Here is a 21446-nt window from a genome sequence, read left to right on the forward strand (position 1 = left end):
CTCAGCCACCGTAGAACCGCTCGTCCACAACGCCCCGCGCCCGCCGCGTCACCCGACGGTAGTCGTCCAGCATGTCCCCGACGTGCCCCTCCTCATACCCCAGGTACCGCCCCACCGCGGTGAGCTCGCGCGGGACCGAGGGGAACGTGTCGCCCGGGCGACCCCGTACGAGCATCACCGCGTTGCGGACGCGGGTCGCCAGGACCCACGCCTCGTCCAGGGTCTGGGCGTCCTCCTCGGAGATCAGGTCCGCCGCGCGCGCCGCGGCCAGCGCGGCGCGGGTGCGGGTGGTGCGCAGGCCCGGGACCTCGTGGCCGTGGCGCATCTGCATCAGCTGGACCGTCCACTCGACGTCGCTCAGCCCGCCGCGCCCCAGCTTCGTGTGGAGCGTCGGGTCCGCCCCGCGCGGCAGCCGCTCCGACTCCATCCGGGCCTTGAGCCGCCGGATCTCGCGGACCGCGTCCTCGCCGAGCCCGTCCGCCGGATACCGCAGGGGGTCGATCAGCGCCACGAACTCCGCGCCCAGGTCCATGTCCCCCGCCATCGGCTCGGCCCGCAGCAGGGCCTGGCTCTCCCAGCCCAGGGACCAGCGCCGGTAGTACGCGTCGTACGACTTCAGGGTGCGGACGAGGGGCCCGTTCTTGCCCTCGGGGCGCAGGTCCGGGTCGATGAGGAGCGGCGGGTCCGCGGTGGGCAGCTGGAGGAGGCGCCGCATCTCGGCGACCACCCGGTTCGCCGCCCGCCCCGCCTCCTGCTCGTCCACGCCCGCGCGCGGCTCGTGCACGAAGAGGACGTCCGCGTCGGAGCCGTATCCCAGCTCGTGCCCGCCGAACCGCCCCATGCCGATGACGGCGAACCGGGTCGGCAGGGTGTCCCCCCACTCCGCGCGGACGGCGGCCCGCAGCGCACCCGCGATGGTGACGGCGTTCAGGTCCGTGACGGCGCTGCCGACCCGGTCCACGAGGGCCCCGGGGTCCGGCTCGGCGGGGCTCTCCTCCGTACCGTACGAGCCGATCAGGTCGGCGGCCGTCGTGCGGAAGAGCTCGCGCCTGCGCACCCCGCGCACCACCGCGACGGCCGTCTCCGCGTCGTCCGCGCGGCCGACGGCGGCCAGCACCTCCTGCTCCAGGTGCTCCCGGCTGCGCGGGGCGAGGCCGTGCGGGTCGCCGAGGATGGAGACGGCCTCGGGGGCGCGCAGCAGCAGGTCCGGGGCGAGCCGCCCGGCCGACAGGACCCGGGCGAGGTTCTCGGCGGCGGCCCCCTCGTCGCGCAGGAGCCGGAGATACCAGGGGGTCTTGCCGAGCGCGTCGGACACCTTGCGGAAGCCGAGGAGCCCGGCGTCCGGGTCGGCGGAGTCCGCGAACCAGCCGAGCAGCACGGGCAGCAGGGTGCGCTGGATGGCGGCCTTGCGGGAGACCCCGGAGGACAGCGCCTCCAGGTGGCGGAGGGCGGCGGCCGGGTCCTCGTAACCGAGGGCGACGAGCCGGGCGGTGGCGGCCTTGGTGCTGAGCCGGGACTCGCCGGGCGCGAGCTGGGCGACGGCGTCGAGCAGCGGCCGGTAGAACAGCTTCTCGTGCAGCCGCCGCACCACGGACGCGTGCCGCCGCCAGGCCTGGTTGAGCTCGGCGATGGGGTCGGTGCGCAGTCCCAGCGAGCGGCCGAGGCGCCGCAGGTCGGGCTCCTCGTCGGGGACGAGGTGGGTGCGGCGCAGCCGGTAGAGCTGGATGCGGTGTTCCATGGCGCGCAGGAAGCGGTAGGCGTCGTCCAGCTGTACGGCGTCGACGCGTCCCACGTAACCGCCCTCGGCGAGCGCTCCCAGCGCCTCCAGGGTCGATCCGCTGCGCAGGGACGGGTCGCTGCGGCCGTGCACCAGCTGGAGGAGCTGTACGGCGAACTCGACGTCCCGCAGCCCGCCGGGTCCGAGCTTCAGCTCCCGGTCGACGCGGTCGGCGGGGATGGTGTCCACGACGCGGCGGCGCATCTTCTGGACGTCGGGGACGAAGTTCTCCCGGTCCGCGGCCTGCCAGACGAGCGGCGAGACGGCCTCGACGTACTCCTCGCCGAGCGCCCGGTCCCCGGCCACCGGCCGGGCCTTCAGCAGCGCCTGGAACTCCCAGGTCTTGGCCCAGCGCTGGTAGTACGCGAGGTGCGAGGAGAGCGTCCGGACGAGGGGGCCGTTGCGGCCCTCCGGGCGGAGGTTGGCGTCGACGGGCCAGATGGTGCCCTCGACGGTGGTGTCGGAGCAGATCCGCATGAGGTGCGCGGCGAGCCGGGTCGCGGCCTGCATGGCCTTGCTCTCCTCGGCGCCGTCGGCGGGCTCGGCGACGAAGATGACGTCCACGTCGGAGACGTAGTTCAGCTCGTGGCCGCCGCACTTGCCCATCGCGACGACCGCGAGCCTGCACTGCGCGGCGTCGTCGGGGGCGGCGGCCGAGGCGATACGGAGGGCGGCGCGCAGGGTCGCGGTGGCGAGGTCGGCCAGCTCGGCGGCGGTCTCGGCGACGTCGGTGGTGCCGCAGACGTCCCGGGCGGCGATGGACAGCAGGCAGCGCCGGTAGCCGACGCGCAGGGCGTCCGGCCCGTCCGCCCCGGCGAGCTCCTGCTCGAACTCGGCGATCCCGGGGTGCAGGTCGGCGGCCTCGTATGTGACGAGCACCTGCCAGTCGCGCGGGTGCCGGGCCAGGTGGTCGCCGAGCGCCTCGGACGCGCCGAGCACCCCGAGCAGCCGGTCCCGCAGGGGCTTGGCGGTGACGAGGGTGTCCAGCAGGATCTGCCGCTCCCCCGCCTCCTCCGCCTCGACCAGCCGGACGAGGCCGCGCAGCGCGAGGTCGGGGTCGGCGGTGGCCCCGAGCGCGTCGAGGAGCACGGAGTCGGTGCGTACGGAGGAGAAGTCCGGCAGGTCGAGCAGCCGCTCGGCGGCGGACGGGTCGGTGAAACCGTGCCGCAGCAGTCGGGTGAACGTACTGCTCCTGCGCCCCGGCACCATGGTCATCCCGCGCTCTCCCGCTCGCCGCCCGATCAGCTCCCAGCCTTCGGAGTTTAGGCGGTGCGGGCGCGGCGTGCGGGGAGCGTCCCGGTGAGGACGGTCGCGTACCGCTCCTCGCAGGAGTCGACGCGCGTCACGAGCCCGCTGTCCGCCAGGACCCCCGCGGCGGTGTCCGCCTGCCGTTCGCTCGTCTCGACCAGGAGGCTGCCGCCCGGGGCGAGCCAGCGCGGCGCCTCCGCGGCGACCCGGCGCAGGACGTCGAGGCCGTCGCCGCCGCCGTCGAGCGCGACGAGCGGTTCGTGGACGCGGGCCTCGGCGGGGAGGAGGGCGACGTCGCCGGTCGGTACGTACGGCACGTTGGCGAGGAGTACGTCGACGCGCCCGCGCAGGGCGCCGGGCAGGGGTGCGAAGAGGTCGCCCGCGTACACCCGCCCCCGGTCCCCGATGTTGCGCCGGGCGCAGCGTACGGCGGCGGGCTCGACGTCGGCGGCGTGCAGCTCGACCCGGTCCAGTGCGGCGGCGAGCGCTGCGCCGAGCGCGCCGGAGCCGCAGCACAGGTCGACCACGACGGCCGGGTCCGGGGCGAGGGCGACGGCCCGGTCGATCAGGAACTCGGTGCGGCGGCGGGGGACGAAGACGCCGGGGTCGACAGCAATCCGCAGCCCGGCGAACTCGGCCCAGCCGAGGACGTGTTCCAGGGGGTGCCCGGCGGCGCGCCGGGCGGCCATGGCGGCGACTTCGGCGGGATCGGCGGCGGTGGCGGCGATGAGCCCGGCCTCGTCCTCGGCGAAGACGCATCCGGCGGCGCGGAGGTCGGCGGCGAGGGAGGACAGGTCGGACGGTGACAGCGGGACCGGCATGGTGCGGAGCCTTTCGGAGGAACGCCGAGGGGTGCTCCGCGACAGGCCCTTAATTCCGGTCGGCCACGCGTTCGCGGGAGGGGAGCACCCAGGTCGATACAGCGGTAATGGGTCCCACCTCCTTGGTCATGTCCCCGTGCGGGGATGCGAAAGACTACCTCAGGTTCCGGCCCTGCCTGGGCCGGTAGTCGTTGCCCCCGTTGACGAAGCTGTTGTGGACGGCCACCGAGGTGTTGGCGGCGCGGATGTTGCGTATCTCCGCGCTGTGGTGCCGCTCGATCTCCTGGCCCTCGAAGGTGTGCGTACGCCGCCGGTGCCGCAGGTTCACCTTCACGATCAGAAACACGATGGCGCTCAGGAGCAGCCCGAACACGATGAGCACCGCAAACATGGTGTACCTCCCCCGTTCCCCCTGGTTCCGTCCATTGTCGGGTACACGAGGAGGGTGGTCCAGGCCTACGCGGATGCCCCGAGCAGCCGACAGGCCAGGGCCTGTTCCCGTACGCCTCCACGCCCATCGGCCTCGACGCGGTACACCCGCGCCCCTTCCGCACGCGCCACGACCTCGTCCACCCGCCCGTCGGCGAACAACACCCCGGCCCCGTCCTCCACGGCCCACCCACCGGGCAGCGCCCCGCTCGCGACGGCAGCCCGATACGAGGGGCGGCGCCCCGGTTCACTGTCGTAGTGCGGGCAGACGGACCCGGGCAACAGCCCCAGCCCGTCGGGGAGATACGTCAGCGGCCGAACGAGTCGGTGTGCGAGCCCTCGGCCCAGCAGTTGGCGCCCGCGCTGATCCCGCACAACAGCACGCCGCGCTCGTACGCCTCCCGCATGAGCCGGTCCACGCCGTGCACCCGCCAGACGGCGAGCAGATTGGCGGTGTTGCCGCCGCCGACGTACACGACGTCCTGCGCGAGCAGGAACTCCCGCAGCGCACGATCGTCCAACTCCCGCTGAAACAGCGAGAGCACGCTCGCCTCGTAGGCGCCCCGCCCCTGAAACGCCTTCAGGAACCGCTCGACGTACACATCGGCGTCCCCGCTGGCAGTGGGCACGAAGCACACCCGCGTCCCCTCCACCTGCCCGAGCACCCAGTCGTCGAGTACTCCGTCGCCGTCGGTGGAAAACCCCCCGCCCAGCAGGGCGATCCGCCGCCGGGGAGCGACGCGCTCGATCTGCGGCACAACTTCCCCCTTCTCAGCGGAACTCGTGGGTCACTTCGATCTCGCCCACGATGTGCGCGTTGAACTCGTCCAACTCCTCGGCCGGGACCCATAGTTCCAGGATGGTCCGCCCACCCGCCTGCTGAACGGGATACCTGCTCAGGAACTCGGTCTCGACCTCGAAGCGGGTCACGTACCCGACGCCGCTGTGCTTGACGTTCCAGTCGCGGGCGATCCGGATCGCGTAGTCCTCGTTCATCACCGGGTAGAAGATCGGCTGCTCGGGAAGTCGAGGGGGCCACGCGCGCCAGTTCAGCTCGCGCACCAGCTCAAGCTCTTCGGGGCCCGTGGGGCGCCACAGGGTGGTCACGGGGTGTCCTCCACTTCCTTCTTCCGGCTGGCCAGCACGTTCCGGGTCCATCGCGTACTGGGATCGTCCTCCCCCAGCACCCGCACCATGTCGGCCAGGACTTGTTCGTACGCCATCAGAGCACCGGCCCTGCCCCCGGCCTCCCATCGATGCCCGGCATGGTTGAAGCGCGTGACGAGCACATCCGGGTGATCCCCGCCCAGCGCCTCCGCCCGGGCGGCCAGCAGCCGCCCGTGGACCTCCAACGCGCCTGCCGCGTCGCCCAGTTCGCGCAGTCGATGGGCTTCGTGCCGAAGGTCGAGGGTCCCGGAATCCTGCTCACGCAACACCCGGTCCCGGACGTCGAGCTCCCTGTTCGCCCGCCCCACCCGGTCCGCCCTCCGCCGCCTGCGTACCGCCTCGGCAACACCCCCGACGGCCAGCAGAACCGCAACGACCTTCCAACCTCGCGACATACACGTCCTCCCGGTCACACCGATGTCTACGGTAGGACGGCTCGCACGGGTGTCCGGGTTCCCGCTGCCGCGCCGGATGGCACACATGCGGCGCGACCGACAATGAGCCCCATGGGCCTTCTGCTGCACCTCGACCGCACGCTCGACGAGCTGGACCTGCCACGCTGGCCGGAGCCGGCCGCCGACGCGACCCGCCTGGTGCGGACGGTGCATGCGCTGCGGCGCGTACCGCTGCGCGATCTGGGGGCGGCGGACCTGCGCACCCTCGTCTCCCAGCAGGTGGCGCTGCCGTACGTCGTCCCGCTCGCCGTGCGCCTCCTGGTGGACGACCCGCTGCTCGACGCGTACTTCTACCCGGGCGACCTGCTGCTCGCCACCGTGAATGTGCCGCCGCCGGTCTGGACCCTGCTGCCGGACCTGGCGGCCCAACTGCGCGCAGCCCTCTCTGCCCTGCCCGAGGCGGCCCTCGCCGACCTCCCGCGCGGCGCCGCCGACGAGATCGCCCGCTTCGTCGCCGGGGCCGAGTCGCCGCGTTGAAACGAGACCCCTCAACAGAAAACGTGGGACACCCTGGTCACTGCCAGTTGGCCGCTCTGATCACGGATGCGGCCGCATCGTGGACGGAGCTGGTGGTGGTATCGACGGTGAAGTCGTCGACTGCGGCCCGGCTGAGGATGGCGTCCAGCTCGGCGGACCGGTCCAGGTGCCATCGCAGTGCTGCGGGCTCGTTGGCGTGGCGCTGGGCCAGGCGCTGGTGGATGACGGGGAGTTCGGCCTGCAGCCAGCACACTGTGAGATCAGCACCTACGGCATCGGCCAGCTGCTTCCGCTCGTCCTGGCGCTCGACCACACCCGCGAGTACCAGGCGGGTCGCCCCCGCATCGAGATAGTTACCGGCGATACTCCGCACGTTCCGCAGCAGCAAGCCGAAGTTGAAGCGGTCACCGGGAGGCGCGGGCCACGACTTCCTCAGCCAGTCGAGGTCGAGCACCGCGTGAGAGACTCCGGCGTCGGCAAGAAGGTCGCCCACTGCCTCGGCAACACTGGTCTTTCCTACACCGACGGTGCCGTTGACCAGGAGGGCCTGAGCGCCCCCGCGGATGACTGCGCGCATCCCGGCATCGTAGACCTCTACGCGCGTGACCGGCTGCTCGCCGCCGTGAACGTCCGGTCTGCGGTCCGGGCCCCGTCAGGCCAGGATGATCGGATTGGTGAGTGCGGCGACGTGTCCGTTGGGGTGGCGGACCTCGATGCGGACGAACGCCGACTGTTCCGCCGTCGTGTGCCACCGCACCGCACCCGCGCCGTCGTCGGGCAGCAGCGCTTGGTGGACCTTGCCCCGGTCCGTGTGGAAGCTGACGATCCCCGTCGGCACACCTCGTACGGCCGCGCGGACCTCCACCTGCCCGCCGTGAGTGGCGAGGCGCTCTCCCAGTCCGGCGACGCGATCATCGACGTGGGCGGTGAACGACCCGTCCACGTCCGCCGCTTCGGCGATCCAGCTGCGGCCGGTGCGGATTCCGGTCAGGACTGCTGCCGTGCTCAGTTCTTCGGCGAAGACCACGGTGTGAGGGATACCGATCTGCCCCTCCAAGTGGGTGTCGCTGTTGCCCATCGCCGGACGCCACGAGCCCGTGCGGATGTCCGCTGCCAGGGTCCGCCCCCACTCGGTCAGGGCCGCCTCGTTGTCGGCGTTCCAGGGGCGGTCCGAGGTCCACAGGCCGTTCCAGACCTCCACCACGTCGAAGCCGGGGAACGGGAACATGAAATCGCCCGACGGGTACGGCGCATGCGGGTGGGCGGCCACGCACACGCCCCCTGTGCGATGGACCTGGTCCAGGCACGGGCCCAGCAGTCCGTCTCCCGCCTGGTGGTTCCAGTCGACCACCTCGCCCGGGGCGAGACCCAGGGCGAGCCAGTGCCCGGTCTTCGTGGTGACCTCCTCGCCCAGCAGGATCAGGAAGTCATCGGCGGCCAGATGACCCCAGGCGCCCGGCTTCGCAGCCGCGTTGTGCTCCGTCGTCGCGATGAAGTCGAGCCTCATGGCGCGCGCCCTGGCGGTCAGCTCCTCCGGGGTGAGCTCGCCGTCCGAGTGGACCGAGTGGACGTGACAGTCCCCCCGGTACCAGGCCGCCCCGCGCCCCACCGCCCGCACCGGCGGAAAGTCCGAACTCGGCATGCGCCCCCTCCTCCGACGATCGGCGGCCCAACACGCGGGCGGGGCACCGTGCCAGGTGCCCCGCCCGCGTTGCGCTGTTCAAGCAGCCGCGCCTACAACACCGGCAGCAGGTTCTTCAGCTCGAACGCCGTGACCTCGCTGCGGTACTCCTCCCACTCCCGCTTCTTGTTGCGGAGGAAGAAGTCGAAGACGTGCTCGCCCAGGGTCTCCGCGACCAGTTCGCTCTTCTCCATCAGGGAGATCGCCTCGCCCAGGTTCTGCGGGAGCGGTTCGATGCCCATCGCGCGGCGTTCCGCGTCGGAGAGGGCCCAGACGTCGTCGTCGGCGCCGGCCGGGAGTTCGTAGCCCTCTTCGATGCCCTTGAGGCCGGCGGCGAGGAGGACCGCGTACGTCAGGTACGGGTTGGCGCCGGAGTCGATGGAGCGGACCTCGACGCGGGCCGAGCCGGTCTTGCCGGGCTTGTACATCGGGACGCGGATCAGCGCGGAGCGGTTGTTGTGGCCCCAGCAGATGTACGAGGGGGCCTCGCCGCCGGCGCCCGCGGCGCGGGAGGAGCCGCCCCAGATGCGCTTGTAGGAGTTGACCCACTGGTTGGTGACGGCGGAGATCTCCGCCGCGTGGCGCAGCAGGCCCGCGATGAAGGAGCGGCCGACCTTCGACAGCTGGTACTCCGCGCCGGACTCGTAGAACGCGTTGCGGTCGCCCTCGAAGAGGGAGAGGTGGGTGTGCATGCCCGAGCCGGGGTACTCCGAGAACGGCTTCGGCATGAACGTCGCCTGCACGCCCTGCTCCAGCGCCACCTGCTTCATGACCAGGCGGAACGTCATGATGTTGTCCGCCGTCGACAGCGCGTCCGCGTACCGCAGGTCGATCTCCTGCTGGCCCGGCGCGCCCTCGTGGTGGCTGAACTCGACCGAGATGCCCATGGATTCGAGCATCGTGATCGCCTGGCGGCGGAAGTCCATGCCGACGTTCTGCGGGGTGTGGTCGAAGTAGCCGGAGCTGTCGGCCGGGGTGGGCCGGGTGCCGTCGACCGGCTTGTCCTTCAGGAGGAAGAACTCGATCTCCGGGTGGGTGTAGAAGGTGAAGCCCAGGTCCGAGGTCTTGGCCAGGATGCGCTTGAGCACGAAGCGCGGGTCCGCGAAGGACGGTGAGCCGTCCGGCATGAGGATGTCGCAGAACATCCGGGCCGTGCCCGGGGCCTCCGCGCGCCACGGCAGGATCTGGAACGTCCCGGGGTCCGGCTTGGCGATCATGTCCGACTCGTATACGCGCGCGAAGCCCTCGATCGCGGAGCCGTCGAAGCCGATGCCCTCGTCAAACGCCTGCTCCAGCTCGGCCGGGGCGACCGCCACGGACTTCAGATATCCGAGGACATCGGTGAACCAGAGCCGTACGAACCGGATGTCGCGCTCCTCAAGGGTCCTGAGGACGAATTCCTGCTGCTTGTCCATAGCCACATCCTTGCAGTTCAGACGGTCCGTGCTCCACCTCCCGGGGCTGGGGAGAGACTCCAGTATCACGACCCCGGATTTCCCCCAGATTACGCACCCGACGTGACATGGAGCACGCGGCCACCCACTACGATCGGCGCCCGTGGTGTGCACGGGCGGCAACCGCCCCACAACACCGCTCAGGCCGGTCCCCGTCCCCCTTCGCAGAAGGACCACACGACATGAGCTACGACCGCAGGGCCCGCATAGAGCAGATGCGCAACGCCGACCGCGCGCGGGACAGGCGCAACCGGATCCTGGCCGTGAGCCTCAGCGCCGTCGTCGTCGCCGGGCTCGTCGCCTTCGGTTCGTACACGATCCTCGACAAGTCGGACTCCGACGGCTCGGACAGTTCGATGACCGCCGACGGGAAGGGCGGTACGCCCTCCGCCGGCGAGAAGGACGAGAACCTGGCCACCGGGCCGATCGAGGGCGAGAAGTCCTGGGACGCGAAGAAGCTCACCCGCAACCATGTGACCGACGCCGTCGACTACCCCATGAAGCCGCCGGTCGGCGGGGACCACGACCCGGTCTGGATGAACTGCGACGGCGAGGTCTACAAGAAGTCCATCCCCGACATGAACGCCGTGCACGCCCTGGAGCACGGTTCGGTCTGGGTGACGTACACCGACGACGCCCCCGCCGCCGACGTGGCGAAGCTCGCCGACCGGGTCTCCAAGACGCCGTACTCGCTCATGAGCCCCTACAAGGACCAGGCCGGGGCCATCATGCTGACCGCCTGGGGCAAGCAGGTCGCCGTGGACGGGGCGGACGACCCGCGCGTGGCGCAGTTCTTCGCGCACTACGTGCAGGGGCCGCAGACCCCTGAGCCGGGCGCTGCCTGCACGGGCGGCCGCGACGGGGAGTGATCCGGGGCGCCGGCGGCCGGACCGGGCCGCCGGCCAGGCCCTGGTGGCACTCGCGGGGGTCGATCCGCCAGGAGCGCCGGCGGGCTGCGAAGATCTCCCCATGACGCCCCAAGACGCCCACGACGCGCCCTCCTCCGTGCCGGTCATCGCCCCGCACGGGGACGTGGACATCGAAGCGCTGCCCGCACTCCAGGAGCGGGCCGATTCCGCGCTCGCCGAGCACGGCGCGCTCGTCCTCGACGCCGCCGGCATCTCCTTCGCGGACTCCTCCTTCCTCCGCCTCGTGTTCACCCTGCACGACCGGGGCGACCTGAGGATCGCCGCCCCCTCGCCGACGGTCCGGCGCCTCCTCCAGGTGGTCGGTGCCGACACCTTCCTCAACCTGTACGCCACCGTCGAGGCGGCCCGGTCCGGCCCGGCGGCCTGACAGCTGCGTGGAACCGGCCTCCCGGGGTAGTCGGGCCAAGAGCTGCGAAGGGCAGCCGGCCGGACGGGGGATGCATGGAACAGCGCGTGGCTCACAACGGCGTCGCACCGGGACGGCGGGTCGGGCCGGAGGTCGTGCGCGGCAGCGCCGCGTACGAGATGACGTCCACCGAGATCGCCCGCGCCCGGGCATTCGTACGGGACTTCGTCCACGAGGGCAGGGTGCTGCACGCGTGGGAGGTGTCCGAACGGGCCGTCGACGTCGCCCAGCTGGTGGTCAGCGAGCTGGCCACCAACGTCTGCAAGTACGCGCCGGGACCCTGTCTCCTGGACCTCGAATCCGATGGTGAGACGCTGAACATCGCCATGTGGGATTCCGGCGCCGCGTTCCCCACCGCCTCCCCCTCCGATCCCACGCGCATCGGCAGCCACGGCCTGGAGCTGGTCCTCATGGTCTGCCAGAGCTTCGAGGTCCGCCGTGAGCCGGTCGGCAAGCGGCTGAGCGTCGGGGTCGCCCTCCAGGACGCGCCCGACCGGAGCCCGCACGGTCACACCGCCTGGTGACCCTCAGCCGGTCCCCGGCGGCCTGAGCACCTGGCCCGTGCGCGTACGGGCCTCCACGGCGGTGCTCGTGGGGTTCCGCACGGCGAGGGTGGTACCGGCAGCGGTCTCCCCCGCCGCGGTGAGCCGCGTGACACCTCGCGATCCGGCGGCGAGCAGGTAGCGGTTCCCGTCCTTGTCGTGGTAGATCACCGAGGCCACCACATGCTGTCCGAAGCGGGAGCAGGCCGCGGTGTTGCGCTCGGCCCCCGCGCGGAGCAGCTGCCGGCCGGTATCGGGCCGCATCCCGAGGACGACCTGGCCCGGGCCCTGCCAGGTGTCGGCCCGCACGCAGCTCCACGTACCGCCGCCGCCACCGGGCAGCCGCTGGCCGGCGAAGTCCCAGCTGTTCACGGCGCGCACTCCGGCGTCCAGTCCCGGCAGTGTGCAGGAGGTCCCGGACCACGCCAGCAGGGCGTCGCGGCCGGTGGCTTCGACCGGGCGGGCGGCGGCGCGGGTCTTCTTCCCGCTCCCCGGCAGAGGCTGGTAGGTGAGGTGCGCGGGGGCCATCCCGCCCAGGTCGGTGAGCAGGAAGCGGTGGTTCTCCACGATCCTGGACGACGAGCGGAGCTGCAGGGCGGGCCAGGCACCGCAGCCCTTGTCCGGGGGAAGGGGGACGGCCGGGGTCACTCCCCCGTCGGTCCGCAGCGGCTCGGGGAAGCGGTCGGGTGCGCGCAGATCGCGGACGCCGGACTCGGAGATCCACGGGGCGAGCAGATAGCGCGCCGAGGAGGACCCGCGTACGAGGACGAGCGCCGAGGCGTCGGTGACGCCGGAGCCGTCCGCGCGGGCGATGTCCAGTGTCGCTCCCCCGGTGCCGCTCCGTACGGGCTCGGTGTAGCGGACGGTGCGCCGGCCGTCGTGGAGCAGGACGATCCTGCGGCCCTCCAGCTCCCCCGCGTAGAGCAGCTGGGGCGAGCGGGCCGGTCCTTCGTCCGTCGCACCCGGAGCGACCGAGCGCCGCACGGACGGGGCGGGGTGGCTCCACACCCCCAGGGCCCGGGAGAGCAGCCCCTCGTCGCCGGCCAGGCTTCCCCGGGCGGGCCAGGCCGTGAGGTCGACGCGGGAGGTGTCCGCCCAGCTCTCCGGGTCGGTACGGACCAGGTGCCGGGGGTCGAGCGCGGCGGAGGCGGCCCCGGGCCCGGCCGCCGGGTCTGCGAGGGCGGTGGTGGCGGGGCGCATCAGCTGCGCAGTCAGCACGACGCATCCGGCGAGTGCCGCGAGGCCGCAGGCGGCTGCCGTCAGGCGGTGGTTGCGGCGCCGGCGCAGGAGGTCGTCCGGGGTCGTCTGCACCACGCAGGGGTCGAACTCGGTCGAGGTGAGCGCGCGTTCTCCGTCGGCGCCGAGCCGTTCGCGCAGGGCGTGTGCGCTCCGGACGGCCTCCGGGTCGTCGGTCATCCGGGCGACCTCGGCGTCGGGCAGCCCCTCCAGGACGAACAGGGCGTAGGCCGCCCGCGCGGGCGGGGTCATCGCCGACAGGCTGCGGTCCAGTTCGAGTTCGGCCACCCCGCCGGCGCGCGGGAAGAGGCGGAGACCGACGACGGCCGGTACGCCGCGCAGCGTCCCGGCCGAGAGTGCCGCGCGGACGATACGGGTGCGCAGCCAGGCGTAGACGTCCGCCTCGGGATCCACGCGGACGGTGCGGGCCAGGCGCGGCAGCGCTCGTTGCACGATGCGGTGCGCGTCGAGGACACGGCGGTGGCGGCCCCGGTCACCCGGGAGGGTGAGGTAGGCGAGCCGTACCAGCCGCGGATAGTGCTCGATGAGCACCGCTTCGACCCGGTCCAGGGGTATGCGGTCCGCCGACGGCGTCGGTCCCCGTCGGTCGGCGGCACGCGGCAGGGCCGGCTCATCTCGCTCGCTCATACCTCACAGAACGAGCCCGTCCGCCGACGGACACGCCCACCGAACGGGTGAGCGCCACACGCGCGAAGGGCCCCAGGATCTTCTCCTGGGGCCCTTCCACCGCGCTGCGGCACCGGTCACGGGCGCCGGTGGCTCCGGTAGTAGCCGCTGATCTGCTCGTGGTAGTCGGCGTCGCCGATGTGCTTGTCCTTGTCGAACTCCGGGGAGTCCTTGATCTGGTCCTTGGTGAGGTCGACGAAGATCTTCCGCGCCTCGGCGTCGACGCCGCTCACCGTTCCGGCGGGCAGCAGGACGTGCTTGCCGAAGATCCACACCCCGGTGTCGACGACCAGGTAGGCGGAGCCCACTTCGTCCGAGTGCTTGTCGACCTTGCCGATGCTGCCGTCCGTCGCCTCGACCTTGTATCCGGTCAGGTCGGCACCGGCGATGTAACCGGAAGTCGGCTCGTAACCCCACATGTTGTCACTCACGAAAAACCCTCCCAATAAAATTTCCGTCGTTCTCTCTCGGCCCATCGCGTGCCCGGCGATTCGGCCCCCACACATCGCCGTCCGGGAAATTCAGGAATTCTTTCACGCCGGGCGGGAGAAAGTCCGGGCCGACGATCAGGCCAGGGTGACCAGAGCCGTGATGGACTTGCCGCGGGGGCCCACGTCGATCGCCACCCGCTCGGCGAGCCGGCACACCAGGGTCCAGCCGTAGCCGCCGCTCACCCAGCCGGCGGCGCGGCCCGCTTCGACGACGGGCAGGTCGGGGCTCGCATCGGACACGGTGATCCGGAGGCCGTCACCGGTGAGTTCGGCCGCAAATCCGGTGACGCCCCCTGCGTGCACCACGGCATTGGTCACCAGTTCCGATGTGACCAGCAGGGCGTCGGCGACGACGACATCGGCGGTCATTTCCGCACCGACCAGTGCACAGAATTGCGTCGTCAGCAGTTCGGTGACCGCGTCGCGCGCCGCGGCGGCGCTTTCCGGGACAAGGGAGATCGCGAACTCGTCCGGCACGCCTTGCGGGCCTTCTCCGAATTCCGCGGCACTCAGGTCATCATGCATCGCTCCCCTCACGTGCCCGGTCGGCCGGCCTTCACACACCCTCGTGCGGAGGGGGCGGCCGTCCGGCCCGGGCGGGTGTCGCCGCGCGACCCGGCAGGGCATCGCGTCAGTCAGACGATTAGAGTGGGGCGCGTGCCTCAACTACGCCTCGCACTGAATCAGATCGACTCGACCGTCGGCGACCTCGCCGGCAACACCGAGGCGATCGTCCACTGGACCCGGCACTCCGCCGAACAGGGCGCCCACTTCGTGGCGTTCCCCGAGATGGTGCTGACCGGCTACCCCGTCGAGGACCTGGCCCTGCGGTCGTCCTTCGTCGAGGCGTCGCGTGCCGCGCTGCGCGCGCTCGCCGCCCGCCTCGACGCGGAGGGCTTCGGGGAGATCCCGGTCCTCGTCGGCTATCTCGACCGCTCGGAGTTCGCGGCGGAGCGCTACGGCCAGCCGGCCGGGTCCCCGCGCAACGCCGCCGCGGTGCTGCACCGCGGCGGGATCGCGCTGAACTTCGCCAAGCACCACCTGCCGAACTACGGCGTCTTCGACGAGTTCCGGTACTTCGTGCCGGGCGACTCGATGCCGGTCGTACGGGTGCACGGCGTCGACGTCGCCCTCGCGATCTGCGAGGACCTGTGGCAGGACGGCGGCCGCGTCCCGGCCGCGCGCGCCGCCGGGGCCGGGCTGCTGCTGTCGGTCAACGCCTCGCCGTACGAGCGGGACAAGGACGACACCCGGCTGGAACTGGTCCGCAAGCGGGCCCGTGAGGCCGGCTGCACGACCGCGTACCTCGCGATGATCGGCGGCCAGGACGAGCTGGTCTTCGACGGCGACTCGATCGTGGTCGACCGGGAGGGCGAGGTCATCGCCCGCGCCCCGCAGTTCGCCGAGGGCAGCGTGATCCTGGACCTCGACCTGCCCGCCGCCCCGGCCGAGGCGCCGTCCGGCGTGGTCGCCGATGGGCTGCGGATCGACCACGTGGTCCTCTCCGAGGAGCCGCTGCCGCCGTACGAGGCGGAGCTGGCGGGGGGTTACGCGGACCGGCTGGACGACGACGAGGAGCTGTACACGGCCCTCGTGGTGGGCCTGCGGGCCTATGCCGCGAAGAACGGCTTCAGCAGCGTGCTCATCGGGCTCTCCGGCGGGATCGACTCGGCGCTCGTCGCCGCGATCGCCTGCGACGCGCTCGGTGCGCAGCAGGTGTACGGGGTGTCGATGCCGTCCAAGTACTCCTCGGACCACTCCAAGGGCGACGCGGCCGAGCTGGCGCGGCGCACCGGGCTCAACTTCCGGACCGTGCCGATCGAGCCGATGTTCGACGCGTACATGGGTTCGCTGGGGCTCACCGGGCTCGCGGAGGAGAACCTCCAGTCGCGGCTGCGCGGCACGATGCTGATGGCCATCTCCAACCAGGAGGGCCAGATCGTGCTGGCCCCCGGCAACAAGTCGGAGCTGGCCGTCGGGTACTCCACGCTGTACGGGGACTCCGTCGGGGCGTACGGGCCGATCAAGGACGTGTACAAGACGTCGGTGTTCCGGCTGGCGAAGTGGCGCAACCGGGCCGCCGAGGAGCGCGGGCAGACCCCGCCGATCCCGGAGGCGTCCATCACGAAGCCGCCGAGCGCGGAGCTGCGACCGGGGCAGGTGGACACGGATTCGCTGCCGGACTACGACGTGCTCGACCGCATCCTCGAGCTGTACGTGGACCGGGACCAGGGGCTCGAAGCGATCGTCGCGGCCGGGTTCGACCGGGCGCTGGTGGCGAAGACGCTGCGGATGGTGGATACGGCGGAGTACAAGCGGCGGCAGTATCCGCCGGGGACGAAGATCTCACCGAAGGGGTTCGGGAAGGACCGGCGGCTGCCGATCACGAATCGGTGGCGCGAGGCGGTCTGAAGCCCGCGGTTCTCCGATACGTGAGCCCGTCCGGGGCTGGAGGTTGTCCTCAAGCGCCGGACGGGCTTGTTTTTGGCCGGTCGCCGCTGGTCAGTTGCGGCCCGTCCCGGCCGGGGTCCTGTCCTCAAGCGCCGGACGGGCTGATTTCGCCACCACCTTCGACGCGCCGCCCTCTCGGTCCAACGCGCCCGCCGTGACCGCGATCGCCAGGCCCGCCAGGGCCGGCACCGCGCCCACCAGCGCGGGGGACGTCCAGCCCCAGCCCGCCGCGATCGCCGTGCCGCCGAGCCACGCGCCGCCCGCGTTGGCCAGGTTGAAGGCGGAGTGGTTGGAGGCGGAGGCAAGGGTGGGGGCGTCCTTGGCCTTGTTCATGACCAGCATCTGGAGCGGCGTGGTCGTCATGAAGCCCACCGCGCCCAGCAGCACCACCATCAGCAGGGCCGCCCACTTGACCTGGGCCGCCAGCGGGAAGACCGCCAGGACGACGGCGAGGGCGCCCAGGGACCCGTACAGCGTCGGGCGCAGGGCCCGGTCCGTGAGCGGGCCGGCGGCCAGCGCGCCGAGGGTCATGCCGATGCCGAAGAGCGCGAGCACCGGCGTCACGGCGGATTCGCCGAAGCCCATGGCCTTCGTGGTCATCGCGGAGAGGTAGGAGTAGACGGCGAACACCCCGGCGAAGCCGAAGACCGCGGTCAGGAGGCCGAGCAGGACCTGTCGGTTGCCGAGCGCCCGCAGCTCGTGGCGCACGTTCTGCCGGGCCTCGACGGGGATCTGCGGGACCAGCCGGGCGAGGGCCGCCATCGCGCAGACGCCGATGGCCGCGACGACCAGGAAGGTGGCCCGCCAGCCGAGGTGCTGGCCGAGCAGGGTGGCGGCCGGCACGCCGACGATGTTGGCGACCGTCAGGCCGAGGAACATCGTCGCGACGGCCCGCGCCCGGCGCCCCTCGGGCACGAGGCGGGAGGCGACGACGGCCCCGACGCCGAAGAACGCGCCGTGCGGCAGACCGGCCAGCAGGCGGCCCGCGATCAGCCAGCCGAAGCCTGGGGCGAGCGCGGAGGCGAGGTTGCCGATGGTGAACAGGGCCATCAGGAGCAGCAGCATCCGCTTGCGCGGGACGCGGGAGCCGACGGCGGTGAGCAGCGGGGCGCCGATCACCACGCCGATCGCGTACGCCGACACGAGGTAGCCCGCGGTGGGGACGGAGGTGCCGAGGTCGTCCGCGACGTCGGGCAGCAGGCCCATCATCACGAACTCGGTGGTGCCGATGCCGAAGGCGCTCACGGCCAGCGCGAGCAGGGCCAGGGGCATGAGGAGAGACCTTTCCGCTTCAGGGGCCCCCGCCGCAGCCCGGCGCGACCCGGTCGGGGCCCGCGGACACGCGGAGAGGGCGGGAGGGGACGTGGTCGTACGCACGCCCGCGCGGTCCGCCGGTCGGCGGGGCGCACGGCGGCGGACCGGCCTCGTCGCCGGCGACCTTGTTCCCGTACGGAACAAAGTGTCGCAGAGAAGTGGCACCAGCCGGTAAACGGCTCGTTGCGTCAGAGTTTGACGCGGGCGGCGATCGGGAGGTGGTCGCTGCCGGTGGCCGGGAGGGTCCAGGAGGACATCGGCTCGACGCCCTTGACCATGATCTGGTCGATCCGGGCCATCGGGAACTTCGCGGGCCAGCTGAAGCCGAAGCCGTCGCCCGCCGCGCCCTGCGTGGAGCGCATCTGCGAGGTGACCGCCTTGAGCGCGCGGTCGTTCATCGTCCCGTTGAGGTCGCCGAGCAGGGCGACGCGGGCGAGCGGTTCGCGGGAGATGGCCTTGCCGAGGGCGTCGGCGCTCTGGTCGCGCTGGTTGGCGGTGAAGCCGGCGTGGAGCTTGACGCGTACGGACGGCAGGTGCGCCACGTAGACCGCGAGGGGGCCCTCGGGCGTCGCGACCGTGGTGCGCATCGCGCGGACCCAGCCCATCTTGAGGTCCACCGGGCGGGTGTCGCTCAGCGGGTACTTGCTCCAGAGGCCCACGGTGCCCTGCACCGAGTGGTACCGGAAGCGGCCTTCGAGCGCCTTCTCGTACGCCGCCACCTTGCCCGCGGGCAGCTCCTGGAGGGCGACGACATCCGCGCCGGAGCCCGCGACCTGGTCGGCCGTGGCGGCCGGGTCGGGGTTGTCCGCGTTGACGTTGTGCGTGGCGACGGTCAGGTCGCCGCCGGCGCCGGACTTGTCCGTGAACAGGCCGCCGAACATGTTGAGCCAGACCACGACGGGCAGCACCAGCGCCACCACGGCGGTCGCCGAGCGGCGCACCAGGCCCAGGACCAGCAGCAGCGGGATCAGCACACCGAACCACGGCAGGAACGTCTCGCTGAGGCTGCCCAGGTTGCCGATGGTGTTCGGGATCTGCGAGTGGAAGGCCATCACGAGGGTGAGCAGGACCGCCCAGCAGGCCAGCACGATTCCACGCCGCCAGACCCCGGGGTCCCGGAAGGTCCGGGCCAGTCTGTCGCGCAGGTCCCGGAAGCGGGAGCCGGAGCGCTGCGGTCCCACGCCGTTCCCGGTGTCCGCCCTGTACGCCTGCACCATCGCGCTGTCCTCACTGCCTTGCCGTACACATCGCCGCGCCCCCGACCCTAGGGGATGCGCGATGCCTTTCATGCCGCCCGTGGCGGTCGTACTGCCACGAGGACGTGGAAGGCGGCTCCGGCAGTTCCTCAGGAGCGGGGAATCGCGGTGCTCTGTGACGTAACGATCACATCCGTCCGCGCCGGGGCGCCAGGCCCTCCATCACCAGGGCGATGATGCGGTCGGCGAGATCCTCGGGCAGCGGCGCGTCGGGCCGGTGGATGGTGCGTACGAGCATGGGGCCCAGGAAGAGGTCGTCCATCAGCTCCACGTCCGTGTCGTCCCGCAGCTCGCCCGCCTCGACGGCGCGCCGCACGGCGGCGACCATGGCGAGGCGGCGGGGGGCGATCACGGTGCACTGGTACTCGTGCCAGAGCTTGGGGTGGCTCTTCATCTGCGCGAACACGTTGTGCAGCAGCACGGAGGAGCGCTGCGCGAGGCCGCGTTTGCGCATGGACTCCAGCAGGACGCGGAGGTCGCCGAGGCCGCCGGTGCCGGAGACCTCGGGTTCCGGGGGCTCGATGGCGCGGAGCACGTCGACGAAGAGCTCCTCCTTGCCCGCCCAGCGCCGGTAGATGGTGGCCTTGCCCACCCCGGCGGTGCGGGCGATGCGCTCGATGGAGAGCGCGGCAAGAGGTTCACCGGCCTCCAGCAGCTCCACGACGGCGTCCAGGATGGCCGCCTCGGCCGCGGCACTGCGCGGCCGGCCCCGGCGCGGCTCGGAGTCGTCCCCGGGTCCCGGGGGGCCGGGGACCTCGCCGGACCGCTCGTCCGATGCCTGAGCCTGCACGTGAAACCACCTTTCGCCGCCCCCGATTCTCGCCGACGCGGAAGAGGGCCGGCGCCTATGGGTGAACCGGGCCGCGGGACACGGCCCGGTTCACCCGGAAGGTTCAACCGGACGCCGCCGGGAACGTCATCGCTCGGCGCCCGCCGGAGCGGGGCGCTCCTCCTCGCGTACGGCCTGGGGCGCGGCCGGCTCGCGGCCCGGCAGCCACAGCGCGACGACGACCGTGCCGACGAGGGCGACGGCGGCCGAGCCGAGGGCCGTGACGTGCATGGCGCTCATGAAGGCGTCGTGCGCGGCGGTGACCAGCGGGGCGCCCTTGGGGCCCAGCTTCTCCGCGATGGCGAGCGTGGCCTCGATGGACTCCCCCGCCGCGTCCCGGGCCCCGGAGGGCAGCGCGCCGAGGTGGTTCTCGATGTCGCCCCGGTAGACGGTGGACAGCACCGAGCCGAGCACGGCGATCCCGAGCGCGCCGCCGACCTGGCGGAACGTGTTGTTGACGGCCGATCCCGAGCCGGCCTTCTCGCGCGGCAGGGCCTGCATCACGGCGACGGTGACCGGCGGCATGACGTGGGCCATGCCGGTGCCCTGGACGAAGAAGACGACGCACATCAGCCAGACGGGCGTGTCGGCGTCGAAGAGCGCGAACGCGGCCAGGCCGACGGCGACGGCCAGCATGCCCGCCGTGCAGACGGCGCGGGCGCCGAAGCGGGCGACGACGATCCGGGCGCGGGGCGCGAAGAGCATCTGGGCCACGGCCAGCGGCAGGATCAGCAGCCCGGACTGGAGGGCGCTGTAGCCACGCACGCTCTGCATGTAGAAGGCGGAGAAGAAGGTGACGCCCATCAGCGCGAAGAAGATCAGCGCGATCGCGGCGACGGCGGCGGAGAACGCGGGCTTCTTGAAGTACGAGACGTCGATCGCCGGGCTGGCGCTGCGCTTCTCGTGGAGGACGAAGACCACCAGGACGGCGAGGCCGCCGATGACCGGGAGGAGGACGGTGACATCGGTGAAGTCGGCGAGCTCGCCGCCCCGGATGATGCCGTACACGAGCAGCACCAGGCCGATGATGGAGAGCACCACGCCGAGCGGGTCGAGCCGGCCCGGCTTCGGGTCCTTCGAGTCCGGCACCAGCAGGACCATAGCGACCAGGGCGATGATCACCACGGGGACGTTGACCAGGAAGATCGAGCCCCACCAGAAGTGTTCGAGGAGCAGGCCGCCGGTGATCGGGCCGATCGCGATGCCGAGGCCGACGCTGCCGGCCCAGATGCCGATCGCCTTGGGCTGCTCGTCGCGCTCGAAGACGTTCATCAGGACGGCGAGCGTGGCCGGCATGACGAAGGCGGCGCCGAAGCCCATCAGGGCGCGCCAGGTGATGAGCTGGCCGGGCGAGCCGGACATGGCGGCGAGGGCGGAGCCGATGCCGAAGAGGGTGATGCCGAAGAGCAGGACCTTCTTGCGGCCGAGGCGGTCGCCCAGCAGACCGGCCGTGAAGAGCAGGCCGGCGAAGACGAGCGTGTAGGAGTTGATCGCCCACTCCAGCTCGCTCTGGGTGGCGCCGATGCCCGTGGGCGAAGGGGAGGCGATCGTCTTGACGGCGACGTTCAGGATCGAGTTGTCCAGCACCACGATGAGCAGGCTGAACATCAGGACCACGAGAATCGCCCAGCGGCGGCGGTGGACCGCCTCCGGTATCTGGGACACGGCGGGAGCGCCGGAGGGTGTGGACATGAGGAGCAGCCTAAACGCATTGCGATACGAGACCGTCTCGTATTGTAAATTCTTTACCGAGGACAAGCCCGAGGGCCCGGCCGCGCGGCCCACTTCCCGCGACC

General features: G+C 72.0%; 20 protein-coding genes and 1 pseudogene. 5 read left to right on the top strand and 16 right to left on the bottom strand.

What is annotated here, in order from left to right:
* Position 1 precedes the first annotated feature (1 nt).
* From OHS17_RS09255 to OHS17_RS09280, 6 genes and pseudogenes are all read right to left on the bottom strand, one after another.
* Positions 2-2992, bottom strand: coding sequence for a bifunctional [glutamine synthetase] adenylyltransferase/[glutamine synthetase]-adenylyl-L-tyrosine phosphorylase (locus OHS17_RS09255; protein WP_330311768.1), 2991 nt, complete (start codon positions 2990-2992; stop codon positions 2-4).
* Between the two features lie 47 nt (positions 2993-3039).
* Positions 3040-3846: a putative protein N(5)-glutamine methyltransferase gene (locus OHS17_RS09260; protein WP_330311769.1), complete on the bottom strand. Its 807-nt coding sequence runs from the start codon at positions 3844-3846 to the stop codon at positions 3040-3042.
* A 154-nt stretch (positions 3847-4000) separates the two neighbouring features.
* Positions 4001-4237 (bottom strand): hypothetical protein, encoded by a 237-nt coding sequence (locus OHS17_RS09265; protein ID WP_330311770.1) that lies wholly within the window; start codon positions 4235-4237, stop codon positions 4001-4003.
* A gap of 65 nt (positions 4238-4302) precedes the next feature.
* Positions 4303-5033, bottom strand: a pseudogene (locus tag OHS17_RS09270) (Type 1 glutamine amidotransferase-like domain-containing protein).
* Between the two features lie 13 nt (positions 5034-5046).
* Positions 5047-5433 carry a hypothetical protein gene (locus tag OHS17_RS09275; protein ID WP_383165743.1) on the bottom strand — a complete coding sequence of 129 codons (387 nt, stop codon included), beginning with the start codon at positions 5431-5433 and terminating at the stop codon, positions 5047-5049.
* Positions 5379-5837 (bottom strand): tetratricopeptide repeat protein, encoded by a 459-nt coding sequence (locus OHS17_RS09280; RefSeq protein WP_330311772.1) that lies wholly within the window; start codon positions 5835-5837, stop codon positions 5379-5381. Before OHS17_RS09280 ends, OHS17_RS09275 begins: the two co-directional genes overlap by 55 nt.
* A gap of 111 nt (positions 5838-5948) precedes the next feature.
* Between OHS17_RS09280 and OHS17_RS09285 the strand changes: the two genes are divergently transcribed.
* Entirely contained in the window at positions 5949-6374 is a 426-nt protein-coding gene (locus OHS17_RS09285) for a contact-dependent growth inhibition system immunity protein (protein ID WP_330311773.1), read from the top strand.
* Positions 6375-6411: 37 nt separating this feature from the next.
* Here the strand turns inward: OHS17_RS09285 and OHS17_RS09290 are convergent, their stop codons facing one another.
* The 3 genes from OHS17_RS09290 to glnA all read right to left on the bottom strand — a co-directional run bounded on the left by OHS17_RS09290 (position 6412) and on the right by glnA (position 9470).
* On the bottom strand, positions 6412-6951 hold the full coding sequence (locus tag OHS17_RS09290; RefSeq protein WP_330311774.1) for an AAA family ATPase: 540 nt from the start codon (positions 6949-6951) through the stop codon (positions 6412-6414).
* A 75-nt stretch (positions 6952-7026) separates the two neighbouring features.
* The gene (locus OHS17_RS09295) at positions 7027-8016 is read right to left on the bottom strand and encodes a CehA/McbA family metallohydrolase (protein WP_330311775.1); all 990 of its coding nucleotides are present in this window, start codon (positions 8014-8016) and stop codon (positions 7027-7029) included.
* 92 nt (positions 8017-8108) lie between these two features.
* Positions 8109-9470: a type I glutamate--ammonia ligase gene (gene glnA, locus OHS17_RS09300; RefSeq protein WP_018518530.1), complete on the bottom strand. Its 1362-nt coding sequence runs from the start codon at positions 9468-9470 to the stop codon at positions 8109-8111.
* Between the two features lie 221 nt (positions 9471-9691).
* On the opposite strand from glnA, the gene OHS17_RS09305 reads away from it, so the two are divergent.
* From OHS17_RS09305 to OHS17_RS09315, 3 genes are all read left to right on the top strand, one after another.
* Positions 9692-10378: a DUF3105 domain-containing protein gene (locus tag OHS17_RS09305; RefSeq protein ID WP_330311776.1), complete on the top strand. Its 687-nt coding sequence runs from the start codon at positions 9692-9694 to the stop codon at positions 10376-10378.
* 100 nt (positions 10379-10478) lie between these two features.
* A complete protein-coding gene (locus tag OHS17_RS09310) occupies positions 10479-10805 on the top strand; it encodes an STAS domain-containing protein (protein ID WP_330311777.1) in 327 nt (108 codons plus the stop codon).
* A gap of 86 nt (positions 10806-10891) precedes the next feature.
* On the top strand, positions 10892-11368 hold the full coding sequence (locus OHS17_RS09315; protein WP_330311778.1) for an ATP-binding protein: 477 nt from the start codon (positions 10892-10894) through the stop codon (positions 11366-11368).
* 3 nt (positions 11369-11371) lie between these two features.
* On the opposite strand, the gene OHS17_RS09320 is transcribed toward OHS17_RS09315, so the two are convergent.
* From OHS17_RS09320 to OHS17_RS09330, 3 genes are all read right to left on the bottom strand, one after another.
* Positions 11372-13270 (bottom strand): hypothetical protein, encoded by a 1899-nt coding sequence (locus OHS17_RS09320; RefSeq protein WP_330311779.1) that lies wholly within the window; start codon positions 13268-13270, stop codon positions 11372-11374.
* Positions 13271-13386: 116 nt separating this feature from the next.
* On the bottom strand, positions 13387-13740 hold the full coding sequence (locus tag OHS17_RS09325; protein WP_330311780.1) for a PRC-barrel domain-containing protein: 354 nt from the start codon (positions 13738-13740) through the stop codon (positions 13387-13389).
* Between the two features lie 135 nt (positions 13741-13875).
* Complete coding sequence (locus OHS17_RS09330; RefSeq protein ID WP_330311781.1) at positions 13876-14325, bottom strand: ATP-binding protein; 450 nt, start codon at positions 14323-14325, stop codon at positions 13876-13878.
* A gap of 132 nt (positions 14326-14457) precedes the next feature.
* Between OHS17_RS09330 and OHS17_RS09335 the strand changes: the two genes are divergently transcribed.
* The gene (locus OHS17_RS09335; RefSeq protein ID WP_330311782.1) at positions 14458-16212 is read left to right on the top strand and encodes an NAD+ synthase; all 1755 of its coding nucleotides are present in this window, start codon (positions 14458-14460) and stop codon (positions 16210-16212) included.
* Positions 16213-16302: 90 nt separating this feature from the next.
* On the opposite strand, the gene OHS17_RS09340 is transcribed toward OHS17_RS09335, so the two are convergent.
* From OHS17_RS09340 to OHS17_RS09355, 4 genes are all read right to left on the bottom strand, one after another.
* Complete coding sequence (locus OHS17_RS09340) at positions 16303-17523, bottom strand: MFS transporter (protein ID WP_330311783.1); 1221 nt, start codon at positions 17521-17523, stop codon at positions 16303-16305.
* A 230-nt stretch (positions 17524-17753) separates the two neighbouring features.
* Positions 17754-18782, bottom strand: coding sequence for an endonuclease/exonuclease/phosphatase family protein (locus tag OHS17_RS09345; RefSeq protein WP_330311784.1), 1029 nt, complete (start codon positions 18780-18782; stop codon positions 17754-17756).
* A 166-nt stretch (positions 18783-18948) separates the two neighbouring features.
* Positions 18949-19611, bottom strand: coding sequence for a TetR/AcrR family transcriptional regulator (locus tag OHS17_RS09350; RefSeq protein ID WP_330311785.1), 663 nt, complete (start codon positions 19609-19611; stop codon positions 18949-18951).
* Positions 19612-19737: 126 nt separating this feature from the next.
* The gene (locus tag OHS17_RS09355) at positions 19738-21342 is read right to left on the bottom strand and encodes an MFS transporter (RefSeq protein WP_330311786.1); all 1605 of its coding nucleotides are present in this window, start codon (positions 21340-21342) and stop codon (positions 19738-19740) included.
* Positions 21343-21446 lie beyond the last annotated feature (104 nt).

Origin of the sequence: Streptomyces sp. NBC_00523 (assembly GCF_036346615.1) — a bacterium.
Classification (GTDB): domain Bacteria; phylum Actinomycetota; class Actinomycetes; order Streptomycetales; family Streptomycetaceae; genus Streptomyces.

Bases quoted from the DNA above. Each gene is read 5' to 3' on its own strand.
- OHS17_RS09255 (WP_330311768.1), bottom strand. From the start codon at position 2,992: ATGACCATGGTGCCGGGGCGCAGGAGCAGTACGTTCACCCGACTGCTG.
- OHS17_RS09260 (WP_330311769.1), bottom strand. From the start codon at position 3,846: ATGCCGGTCCCGCTGTCACCGTCCGACCTGTCCTCCCTCGCCGCCGAC.
- OHS17_RS09265 (WP_330311770.1), bottom strand. From the start codon at position 4,237: ATGTTTGCGGTGCTCATCGTGTTCGGGCTGCTCCTGAGCGCCATCGTG.
- OHS17_RS09275 (WP_383165743.1), bottom strand. From the start codon at position 5,433: ATGGACCCGGAACGTGCTGGCCAGCCGGAAGAAGGAAGTGGAGGACAC.
- OHS17_RS09280 (WP_330311772.1), bottom strand. From the start codon at position 5,837: ATGTCGCGAGGTTGGAAGGTCGTTGCGGTTCTGCTGGCCGTCGGGGGT.
- OHS17_RS09285 (WP_330311773.1), top strand. From the start codon at position 5,949: ATGGGCCTTCTGCTGCACCTCGACCGCACGCTCGACGAGCTGGACCTG.
- OHS17_RS09290 (WP_330311774.1), bottom strand. From the start codon at position 6,951: ATGCGCGCAGTCATCCGCGGGGGCGCTCAGGCCCTCCTGGTCAACGGC.
- OHS17_RS09295 (WP_330311775.1), bottom strand. From the start codon at position 8,016: ATGCCGAGTTCGGACTTTCCGCCGGTGCGGGCGGTGGGGCGCGGGGCG.
- glnA (WP_018518530.1), bottom strand. From the start codon at position 9,470: ATGGACAAGCAGCAGGAATTCGTCCTCAGGACCCTTGAGGAGCGCGAC.
- OHS17_RS09305 (WP_330311776.1), top strand. From the start codon at position 9,692: ATGAGCTACGACCGCAGGGCCCGCATAGAGCAGATGCGCAACGCCGAC.
- OHS17_RS09310 (WP_330311777.1), top strand. From the start codon at position 10,479: ATGACGCCCCAAGACGCCCACGACGCGCCCTCCTCCGTGCCGGTCATC.
- OHS17_RS09320 (WP_330311779.1), bottom strand. From the start codon at position 13,270: ATGAGCGAGCGAGATGAGCCGGCCCTGCCGCGTGCCGCCGACCGACGG.
- OHS17_RS09330 (WP_330311781.1), bottom strand. From the start codon at position 14,325: ATGCATGATGACCTGAGTGCCGCGGAATTCGGAGAAGGCCCGCAAGGC.
- OHS17_RS09340 (WP_330311783.1), bottom strand. From the start codon at position 17,523: ATGCCCCTGGCCCTGCTCGCGCTGGCCGTGAGCGCCTTCGGCATCGGC.
- OHS17_RS09345 (WP_330311784.1), bottom strand. From the start codon at position 18,782: ATGGTGCAGGCGTACAGGGCGGACACCGGGAACGGCGTGGGACCGCAG.
- OHS17_RS09355 (WP_330311786.1), bottom strand. From the start codon at position 21,342: ATGTCCACACCCTCCGGCGCTCCCGCCGTGTCCCAGATACCGGAGGCG.